Origin of the sequence: Galbibacter kalidii (genome assembly GCF_026241135.1) — a bacterium.
Taxonomy (GTDB): domain Bacteria; phylum Bacteroidota; class Bacteroidia; order Flavobacteriales; family Flavobacteriaceae; genus Galbibacter.
Window position 1 is genome coordinate 153,962 of sequence record NZ_JAPFGA010000010.1, and the last position, 10,952, is coordinate 164,913.

Below are 10,952 nucleotides of genomic sequence, written 5' to 3' on the forward strand. Positions count from 1 at the left end.
AGAAAATATTAATAAGTTCTTGTTCATTTTCAATTGAAAAAAAGTATTTTAGTAACTCAAATTCTTAATCGATACCGAGCACTATGAGAAATCCAATCCTCTGTATTTTTGCTTTTCTACTATGTTTTTCTTGTGTAGAAAAAAAAGTAGAAACTGTTGTTGATAGTAATGAAAAGAAAGTAGAGCAGGACAGTTTGGGGAACTTCGGTATTGTTATTCACGGTGGTGCAGGAACCATTTTGAAAAAAAACATGAGTGATTCACTCGAAGCCGCCTACAAAACAAAACTGAAAGAGGCTATGAAAACCGGTTATGAAATCCTAAAAAACGGCGGAAGCAGTATAGATGCTGTTGAAAAAACGATCAATATCCTTGAAGATTCCCCTCTTTTCAATTCAGGTAAAGGTGCTGTTTTTACCAATGAAGGAAAAAACGAGCTTGACGCTTCGATCATGGACGGAAAAACCCTCAATGCCGGTGCCGTAGCCGGTGTAACTACTGTAAAAAACCCTATCGATCTGGCAAGGGCAGTGATGGAAAAATCTGATCACGTTATGTTTGCCCGAGAGGGGGCTGAAGTTTTTGCCAAAGAACAAGGTCTTGAACTGGTGGATCCTTCCTATTTCTATACCGAAAACCGGATGAAAGCCTTAAAACGTGCTCAGGAACGGGAAAAAGTAGAATTGGATCACGATGACAAGACCGCTTTTTACGATCCGTTTATAAAAGATGAAAAATTCGGAACTGTAGGTTGCGTCGCACTCGATAAAAACGGAAATCTTGCAGCAGGAACCTCTACTGGCGGAATGACTAACAAACGCTGGGGACGTGTGGGGGATTCACCCATTATCGGCGCGGGGACCTATGCCAACAATAAAACCTGTGCGGTTTCTTCTACCGGATGGGGCGAATACTTCATCCGTGGTGTAGTGGCTTATGATATTTCGGCCATGATGGAATACGGTGGAAAAAGCCTAAGTGAAGCCGCAGTAACTGTTATTCAAAAGAAATTACCGGAATTGGGTGGTAGTGGTGGTATCATCGCTATGGACAACAAAGGAAACGTAGCCATGGAATTCAACACCGCCGGGATGTACAGAGCCACTATGAACAGCGAAGGCGAATTGTATATCGGTATATATGGGGAATAAATGTGATTGTTCAACAACATAAAAATCAAATAAAGTCTAATCATCATCTACTTATCAAAAAACTAAATAATGAGTTTTAAAAAAATCCTGTTCTTCATTGCAGCAATTCTCCTTATCGGCTGTAAAAATAAAGGTGAAGACATACAACAGCAAAGAGAAAACCTTTTTAAATTCAGACCCTATATTTCTGATGTTTCCCAGGGAATTATTTCAGCCCACTCTAATGTGCGAGTGGTATTGAAAACCCCCAGTGAAGATTTAAAGGACAACATGCCTCTGGATGATGGTATTTTAAAAGTCTCCCCGAAAACCAAAGGAAAAGTAGTTGCCCTAAACAACCAAACCATCGCTTTTATTCCCGAAAAGAGTTTTGAACAAGATACCGAATACACTTTTAAACTGGATTTGGAATCGTTTATCGATGATATCCCTTCAGAATTTGAAACTTTTGTTTTTAAGGTAAAAACCCTTAAACAAGAATTCAACATCACCACAGATCACTTGCAATCCTATGATAAAAATTGGCAATCCCTCAACGGTAGTCTGCGCAGCAGCGACGTGATGGATCTTGAAACCGCAAAAAGCCTGGTGACAGCAAATCAGAATGACAAAAAATTGACCATCAAATTTGATGAAACAGCAAAAGAAGGCAATCAACTGCCATTTACTATCGACAGCATTCAGCGTTTTGAAGAGGATTCCGAAATAGAAATCCATTGGGATGGAAATGATGCAGGAATTGAAGATAAAGGCAGTGCCAGTATTAAAATCCCCGGAAAGAACAACTTTTCGATTGTCGATGTAAGCACCCATGAAGGGGAAAACCAATACCTCGAAATCAATTTTTCAGATCCGCTTAAAAAATCGCAAAATCTCGATGGTTTGATTACGCTGGAAGGCAGTGAAAAGTTAAAGTTTATTATCGATGGAAATGTGCTAAAAGCCTATCCTGACACACAAATAAAAGGAGTCAGCAACCTTAGTGTTTTTCAAGGAATAGAAAGCAGCGATGGTTATAAATTGAAAAGCATTTTCAGTGAAAAAATAGCTTTCGAACAATTAAAACCGGAAGTCCGCCTGCTGAGTAGTGGTACTTTTTTACCTTCTTCCAATAATTTGAAGATCAACTTTGAAGCTGTCAACCTGAAAGCGGTCGATGTTTCAGTAATCAAAATATACCAAAACAACATCCTGCAATTTCTTCAAAACAATGACCTTAACGCAACAGGAAACGTAAGAACGGTTGCAAGACCTATTGCCAAAAAAGCAATTCAGCTACAAAGCAACCTGACTAAAAACACAGGGAAATGGAAAGCCTATGCTGTTGATTTACGAGAGCTTATCGCCCCGGAGCCCGGTGCCATCTACCGCGTGGAGTTTTCCTTCGGAAAAAAATACAGTGCCTATTCCTGCAATGATACTGAAGATACTGAAGCATTCGAACTGAACGATTTTGATAATTTTGAAGAAGACGTAATTGCTTCCAAGGAATGGGATCCAACCGATGATTCATACTACAACAATTATTATTACGATTACAATTGGAACGAAAGGGACAATCCTTGCAGCAATTCATATTACTACAACAAAACCGTAAAAACCAATATCATAGCCAGTGATATTGCACTTACCGTAAAAAAAGGTGTAAACGAAAGTTATTTTGTAAGTACTAACAATATTGTCACCACCGAGGCTTTGGCTGATACAAAGGTCACTTTTTACAACTACCAACAGCAACCCATCGGAAATGTTATCACCGAGGCATCGGGAACTACTATTTTTGATGCTGAAACCCCAGCTTATTTTGCCATTGCCGAAAAGGACAATCAAAAAACATACATCAAGCTCAACGATGCCAACGCATTGTCGGTAAGTAAATTTGATGTTTCCGGAGCCGAGCTTCAAAAAGGATTGAAAGGCTTTATCTATGGTGAACGTGGCGTGTGGCGTCCCGGCGATACTTTGTTCCTCAATTTTGTCCTAAACGATAAAAACAACCATATTCCCGATTCACATCCCATAAAATTTGAGCTCACTGACCCCTATGGAAAATTGGTCCATAAAGAAGTTAAAACCAACGGCATGGGCGGTTTTTACAATTTCAATGTGGTGACTGACCCCGATGCTCCTACCGGAAATTGGCTGGCAAAAGTCCATGTAGGCGGAGCTTCCTTCTCCAAAAGTTTAAAAATTGAAACCATTAAACCCAACCGGCTTAAAATAAAAGTCGATTTTGAAGAGGAAATCCTAAGTGCACAAAAACCTATCAAAGGTAAAATGGCGATTAGCTGGCTACACGGAGCCATAGCCAAGAATTTAAAAAGCGATATCCAGGCTCGCTTTTCATCTACAAAAACATCTTTTACGGGTTTTCCAAACTTTGTTTTTGACGACCCTACACGGAAATTTACCACGGAAGACCAAACCATTTTTGACGGTAAGGTTAATGCTGAAGGAAAAACCGATTTTAGTTTAAGTCCGCAACTAAAAGGCAAAGCCCCGGGAATGCTCAAAACGACTTTTATCACCAAAGCCTATGAGGATGGAGGTGATTTCAGTACCGATGTGTTTTCCAAAACCTATTCCCCATACAATACCTATGTAGGGATTAGGGTTCCCGATGGCGATGCCAGAAGAAACATGCTCCTCACGGATGAAAAGCACAACTTTGAAGTGGCAACCGTTGACGAAAACGGAAAGCCAAAAGCGGTAAAAAACTTAAAAGTGACCATCCATAAAATAGATTGGCGCTGGTGGTGGGATACTTCAGAAGACAACCTTTCCTCCTACAACGGAAGCAATTACCAAGATAAAGTCTTTAGCACTACATTGAACACCAATAGTAGTGGAAAAGCCCATTTTCAATTCGGATTGGAATACCCCGAATGGGGCCGTTATCTAGTTCGGGTTGAAGATCCGGAAGGAAAGCACGCCACCGGAGAGACCATCTATTTTGATTGGCCGGGCTGGGCAGGAAATTCCAAAAATCAAGATCCCGAAGCAGCTACTATGCTTGTTTTTTCTTCGGATAAAGACACATACAACGTTGGGGAGAAAGCTATTGTTACCTTTCCCTCAAGTGAAAGTGGAAGGGCTTTGGTCACTGTAGAAAACGGAAGCGAAGTGCTTAAATCCATGTGGGTAACCCCTGAAAAAGATGAAACCAAATTCGAATTGCCCATTGAAGCCTTGTACACCCCAAATGTATATATCCACATCTCCCTTATACAACCACATGCTTCCACCATAAACGATGCCCCTATACGTATGTATGGGGTTATTCCTATTACCGTAAACAATCCTGAGACTATTTTAGAGCCGACCATCGCCATGCCCAATAGCCTAAAACCGGAGTCGAGTTTCCAGATTAAAGTAGGGGAAAACAATAAAAAGGCGATGACCTATACGGTTGCCGTTGTAGACGAAGGGCTTTTGGACCTTACCCGTTTTCAAACCCCAAATCCGTGGGATACATTTTTTGCCCGTGAAGCCTTGGGCGTAAAAACCTGGGATATTTACGACGATATTATCGGTGCTTTTGGAGGCCGTATCGATCAAATTTTCAGTATTGGTGGAGATGGTATAGCAGCAGGTGCCAAGAACAAAAAAGCAAACCGCTTTAAACCCATGGTGGTTTATCTAGGGCCTTTTCAACTGGAGGAAGGCAAAACAAACACCCATACCATTGATGTGCCAAAATACATTGGTTCGGTAAGAACTATGGTCATCGCTGGGAACACTCAGGAAAATGCCTACGGCATTGCCGAAAAAACAACACCAGTCAAAAAACCGTTGATGGTTTTGGCCTCTGCGCCGAGAAAGATTACCCCGAAAGAAACCGTTACACTACCAGTCACTGTTTTTGCCATGGAAAAGAACATCAAAAATGTGACCGTAAGCCTCAAAAAAGACAAAACATATGAGGTTATTGGCGAAAGCAGCAAAACCATCACTTTTGATCAACCCGATGAACAAATGGTGTATTTTGATGTGCAGGTAAATCAGATTACCGGAATTGGCCAAGTGGAAGTTCAAGCAACAGCCAATGGAGAAAAAGCTTCCTATCAAGTAGAACTGGATGTGGTCAACCCAAATCCATATACCACCTCAATAAAAGAAATTACCCTTGAGGCCGGGACAGAACAGGAATTGACCATGGAAACCTTTGGGGTTGACGGAAGCAACAGCGCCCAAATAGAGTTTTCGACACTTCCTCCGATGAATTTTTCAGGAAGATTACAATACCTCATTCAATATCCCCATGGGTGTGTGGAACAAACCACTTCTGCAGTATTTCCACAACTGTATCTGGATGATGTTTTTGATCTTACTTTCGACAAGAAAAAGAAAATCCAAGAAAACATCGAAAAAGCGATTAACCGATTGCGTAATTTTCAATTGCCTAATGGTGGTTTTTCTTATTGGATGGGACAAAACCGTGCCAGTGAATGGGGAACATCATACGCAGGGCATTTCCTATTGGAGGCTGAACAAAAAGGATATGTACTCCCAATCGGATTTAAGTCTAAATGGATTCAATACCAAAAACAAAAGGCAAAACAATGGAGAAACTCCGGACGAAGTTCCGGACTCGTACAAGCCTACCGATTGTACACCTTGGCAATGGCAGGAAATGCAGATGTATCGTCCATGAATCGCTTACGGGAAACACCCAATATTTCCAATGAAACCAAACACCGTCTGGCAGCTGCCTATGCGATTATCGGTCAGCAACAAGCAGCAACATCGGTTTTTAACGCGGCCAATATCAGTTTTGATCCTGTTAAATACGATTATCACACCTATGGTTCCCCCGAAAGAAACGAAGCCATGGCTTTGGAAACGCTTGTGCTCCTCAAAGATAAAAACGAAGCACAAAAACTGGCCAAGACCATAGCTAAAAACCTGTCTTCCGATAGTTGGATGAGCACTCAAACTACCGCCTATTGCCTGTTGTCAATGGCTAAATTTGCCAACTATATCGGCGGAAAAGGCATTACGGCTTCTTATACCATCAATAATGGTGAAAACTCCGTTGAAACCGATAAAACACTGGCAAATCGGAGTCTTCCCATCCGCAAGGGGAATAACAGCATCAACATAGAAAACAAAAAAGACGGAACTGTCTTTGTGAGGCTAATGACCACCGGAAAGTTACCGGTTGGAGAAGAAAAAACCGAGCAGCGCAACCTGAAGACCATTGTAAATTATAAAGGCCGTGACGGTAATAGCATCAACATAGACCAGCTTTCCCAAGGCACTAATTTTATTGCTGAAGTGACCATTACCAATACCAAGACTGAAAGCATCAAAGATGTGGCGCTTACTGAAATATTCCCAAGCGGATGGGAAATTGTAAACACGCGTTTTACCGATTTTGGATCTTTTGATGAAAATGATGCAAACTATACCGATTTGAGGGACGACCGCGCCAATTTCTATTTCGATTTGAAGAAAAATGAGAGCAAGACGTTCCGGGTGCTATTGAATGCTTCCTATTTGGGTAAATATTATCTTCCCGGCATACAATGTGAAGCCATGTATGATAATGATTTTATGGTAAGAACACAAGGTAAATGGGTAGAAGTGATTCAGTAAATCAGAAAACAAACATCAGAGGCTTTTTAAGCGATCTCAGCGAATTCTTGTTTAAAAAACATCGTATAAAAAGCCTTGTCATTATCATTGTTCTGATCGGCTATTATTTTTGCCTGCCCAGTGAACTTTTCAACGCCCCTACTTCAACAGTAGTGGAAAGTAAAGACGGACAATTATTAGGGGCAAGGATCGCCGACGATGAGCAATGGCGGTTTCCCGTGAGTGATTCTGTACCCGAAAAGTTTAAGCAGTGTATTCTTCAGTTTGAAGACGGTTATTTTTACAAACATCCGGGTTTCAATCCGGTTTCCATTGCGAAAGCACTGTATACCAATTTAAAATCCGGAGAAATCGTACGTGGTGGCAGCACCCTTACACAGCAAGTGATCAGGCTTTCAAGAAAGGGGAAAAAGCGCACTTATTTTGAAAAATTCATCGAACTAACTCTCGCCACGCGTCTGGAACTGAGACATTCCAAAGATGATATCCTAAAACTTTATACGGCACATGCCCCTTTTGGAGGGAATGTTGTAGGCCTTGAGGTTGCCTCTTGGCGCTATTTTGGAGTAGCTCCCAAGCAACTTTCCTGGGCAGAAAGTGCAACCTTGGCTGTTTTACCCAATACCCCGGCGCTAATCTATCCCGGGAAAAACAAGGCAAAACTGCTCAAAAAAAGAAATAAACTACTTGAAAAACTATTAAAACAGCAGCAAATTGATTCCCTTACCTATCACTTGGCTATTGCCGAAGAGCTTCCCTTAAAACCATATCCATTACCTCAGGAAGCGCCCCATTTTTTACAATTTGTCTCTTCAAAACTCAAAGGAAGAAAATTAAAATCCACGATTGACTACAGCCTTCAAAGGCAAATTAATTCTATTGTAAAAAGGCATTACGGGCTGTTAAAGCAAAATCAAATTTTCAATATGGGGGTCTTGGTACTGGATATCGAAAGTAGGGAAGTGCTTGCTTATGTCGGCAACACCCCAACTACTGAAAAAAACCAAAAAGATGTAGATGTCATACAAGCCCCGCGTAGCACGGGAAGCATTTTAAAACCCTTTTTATACGCAGCCATGTTGGATGGCGGGGAACTGCTCCCCAACACATTGGTGGCCGATGTTCCCACCCAAATTGCAGGTTATAACCCAAAAAACTTTGACGAACAATATTCAGGGGCAGTACCAGCCAAAAAAGCACTGGCAAAATCACTAAATGTCCCTGCTGTACGTCTTTTGCAGGAATACGGACTGGAGAAATTTAGGGAGCAACTAGGTGGTTTCAAACAAAAGGATATCGATAAACCTGCCAATTATTATGGCTTGTCGCTTATCCTTGGAGGTGCCGAAAGCAATTTATGGGATCTATGCAAGGCTTACGCCGGAATAGCCTCTACCGTAAATCATTTTACGCAAACCTCCAGCGAATATTATTCAAATGAGTTTGTAGACCCTGTTTTTCTTCAGCAACAAAAAGCGGACTTAGGGAACATTCAACTGGAAAAACCGGTCTTTGATGCGGGAAGTTTCTTTTTGACCTTAGATGCTTTAAAGGAGGTCAACAGGCCTGAAGGTGACGAAGCCTGGGAGTTTTTCGATTCTTCCAAAGAAATTGCCTGGAAAACCGGAACAAGTTATGGAAACAGGGATGCCTGGGCCATTGGAGTCACCAAAAAATATGCAGTTGGGGTTTGGGTCGGGAATGCCGACGGAGAGGGAAGACCTCAATTAACAGGGGTAAATAGTGCCGCTCCGGTGCTCTTTGATGTTTTTGATCTCTTGCCTCAAACTTCGTGGTTCCAAACCCCCTTTGATGCTTTAACCCAAGTAGAGGTTTGTACCGATAGCGGATTTCTCGCCTCCCCTATTTGTCCAAGCAAAAAACGCAGTGTCCCCAATTCCGGAAGTCGGTTTAAAGTGTGTCCCTATCATCAATTGGTGCATTTGGACCGGCAAAAACAATTTCGGGTCAACGCTTCTTGCTATCCTATGGAAGAGATGATTACCCAGGCTTGGTTTAAACTGCCTCCACTTATGGAGTATTATTACAAAAGCACCAATGCGGATTATATGAGTTTACCACCTGTAAAACTCGGTTGTCAAAGCAGCAGCGAAAATCTATTGGATTTTATATATCCCAAAAACAACAGTAAAATTGTACTGACTAAAAACCTTAAAGGGAAGACTAACGAATTGATCTGTAAAATAGCACATCCAAAAAATGATGTGACCGTATTTTGGTATCTGGACGACACCTACATCGGGGATACAAAAACCTTTCATGAAATAGCAATACTTCCAGCTCCCGGAAAACATCAGATCAGTGTTGTTGATTCCTTCGGAAATGAAAAAAGTATTGTCATCGAAATTGATAAAACATAATATTGACATTCAGCTAAAATTTGTAACTTCCATCTACAAAAAACATGAATGACAATACAGAAATTCTCCAACCTCGATAGAGTTAAAATTGTTTCATCCTTACAAAACACTTCTTTTGACCTTGTGGTCATTGGTGGCGGTATCACTGGTGCTGGAATTTTACTGGATGCCGCTTCACGCGGGCTCAAAGTAGCGTTAATCGAGAAAGAAGATTTTGCTTCAGGCACCAGTAGCAAATCCACCAAACTTATACATGGCGGATTACGCTATTTAAAACAATTTGATTTTTGGTTGGTGAAAGAAGTGGGCACCGAGAGGTCGGTTGTGCATAAGTTGGCACCTCATTTGGTCATCCCGGAAAAAATGTTGCTCCCGCTGGTAGAAAACGGTTCTTACGGGAAATGGCTTACTTCCATCGGTTTAAAAATTTATGATATCCTCGCCCAGGTAGAGGGTGACGATCAACGAAGGATGCTGGAGAAGAAAGAGGCTTTGGAAAAGGAGCCACTGTTACCATCTTCCATTTTGAAAGGGGCAGGTTATTATGCAGAATACAGAACAGATGATGCGAGGCTTACCCTGGAAAACATCAAAACAGCATTGCAATTTGATGCCACAGCCATCAACTACACACAGGTAAAGGATTTTGTTTATGAAGACGGACAGGTAAAAGGCGTTCATGTCACCGATATGATTTCCCACAAGGGCTATACCATCAATACAAAATATGTTATCAATGCCACTGGACCGTGGGTGGACGATCTTCGGGAGGTGAATCAGTCGAAAAAAGGCGGTTCCCTGCATCTCACCAAAGGCGTACACCTTGTTTTTCCGCATGAAAAACTCCCGGTGAAACAATCGGTTTATTTTGATGTTCCCGACGGACGGATGATTTTTGCCATTCCGAGGGGGAAAATCACTTATGTAGGCACGACTGACACCAATTATACCGAAGATAAAAATGATGTTTATGCCAACATCACAGATGCTCTCTATCTGATAGAAGCTGTGAATCACATGTTCCCGAAAATTCACTTACAGCTGGAGGACATTCTATCTTCATGGGCCGGATTACGACCTTTGATCCACGAAGAAGGAAAATCACCTTCTGAATTATCGAGAAAAGATGAGATTTTTGTTTCCCAAAGCGGATTGGTCAGCATCGCAGGTGGAAAATTGACCGGTTATCGAAAAATGGCAGAGAGAACCGTGGATAAGATCACAAAAATGATCGATGACGATTATGGAATAAAAACCAAAAAATGCCATACCGATGATATCCCTCTTTGTGGCGGACCTTGGAAAAATTTTGCTGAAGTACAGACCTATATCAATTCAGTTTACAATAAGATTAAAGATGACGGATTCGCCGAATACGACGCTTGGTATCTAGTGACCACTTATGGCAAACAAACCGAAACTATTTTGGCATTGTACAACAGTCTGACTGAGCAAAAGGCCTATGAACGCATGGCCATCGCTGAATTTCGTTTCAGTGTAGATTATGAATGTATTGAAAATCCCGTCGATTTCTTTGTCAGAAGAACCGGCAGGCTATATTTCGATATAGAAAGTATCAAACCGTTAATCCCTGTTATCCTAAAGGAATACCAACAAGCTTTTCAAGCAGATACTGCTAAAGTTGAGGTGTACAGAAACACCCTCAATCAACTTATCCGTAAACATTCAGAAATTCGAGAGTGATGTTGTAAATAATCAAAATATTAGAGGTCAGTAGTTAGTTACTTATCAATTTCGATTGATATACAACATCACTATTGACCATTTTGGTAATAAGGTTATTAAATATTGTTTCCTTGCT

The 10,952-nt window shown here is 41.3% G+C and carries 4 protein-coding genes; all 4 read left to right on the forward strand.

Going from position 1 to position 10,952, the window contains the following annotated elements; translation table 11 throughout:
• The first annotated feature begins 83 nt into the window (after nt 1-83).
• Nucleotides 84-1,151, forward strand: coding sequence for an isoaspartyl peptidase/L-asparaginase family protein (locus OOZ15_RS11740; RefSeq protein WP_265956603.1), 1,068 nt, complete (start codon nt 84-86; stop codon nt 1,149-1,151).
• Between the two features lie 69 nt (nt 1,152-1,220).
• Entirely contained in the window at nt 1,221-6,749 is a 5,529-nt protein-coding gene (locus OOZ15_RS11745; RefSeq protein ID WP_265956604.1) for an alpha-2-macroglobulin family protein, read from the forward strand.
• A complete protein-coding gene (gene pbpC / locus OOZ15_RS11750; RefSeq protein WP_265956605.1) occupies nt 6,728-9,130 on the forward strand; it encodes a penicillin-binding protein 1C in 2,403 nt (800 codons plus the stop codon). Before OOZ15_RS11745 ends, pbpC begins: the two co-directional genes overlap by 22 nt.
• Nucleotides 9,131-9,178: 48 nt before the next feature.
• Nucleotides 9,179-10,834 (forward strand): glycerol-3-phosphate dehydrogenase/oxidase, encoded by a 1,656-nt coding sequence (locus OOZ15_RS11755; RefSeq protein ID WP_265956606.1) that lies wholly within the window; start codon nt 9,179-9,181, stop codon nt 10,832-10,834.
• Nucleotides 10,835-10,952: the final 118 nt, after the last annotated feature.

Coding starts and splice junctions, on each gene's coding strand:
- OOZ15_RS11740 (WP_265956603.1), top strand. CDS start 84: ATGAGAAATCCAATCCTCTGTATTTTTGCTTTTCTACTATGTTTTTCT.
- OOZ15_RS11745 (WP_265956604.1), top strand. CDS start 1,221: ATGAGTTTTAAAAAAATCCTGTTCTTCATTGCAGCAATTCTCCTTATC.
- pbpC (WP_265956605.1), top strand. CDS start 6,728: ATGGGTAGAAGTGATTCAGTAAATCAGAAAACAAACATCAGAGGCTTT.
- OOZ15_RS11755 (WP_265956606.1), top strand. CDS start 9,179: ATGACAATACAGAAATTCTCCAACCTCGATAGAGTTAAAATTGTTTCA.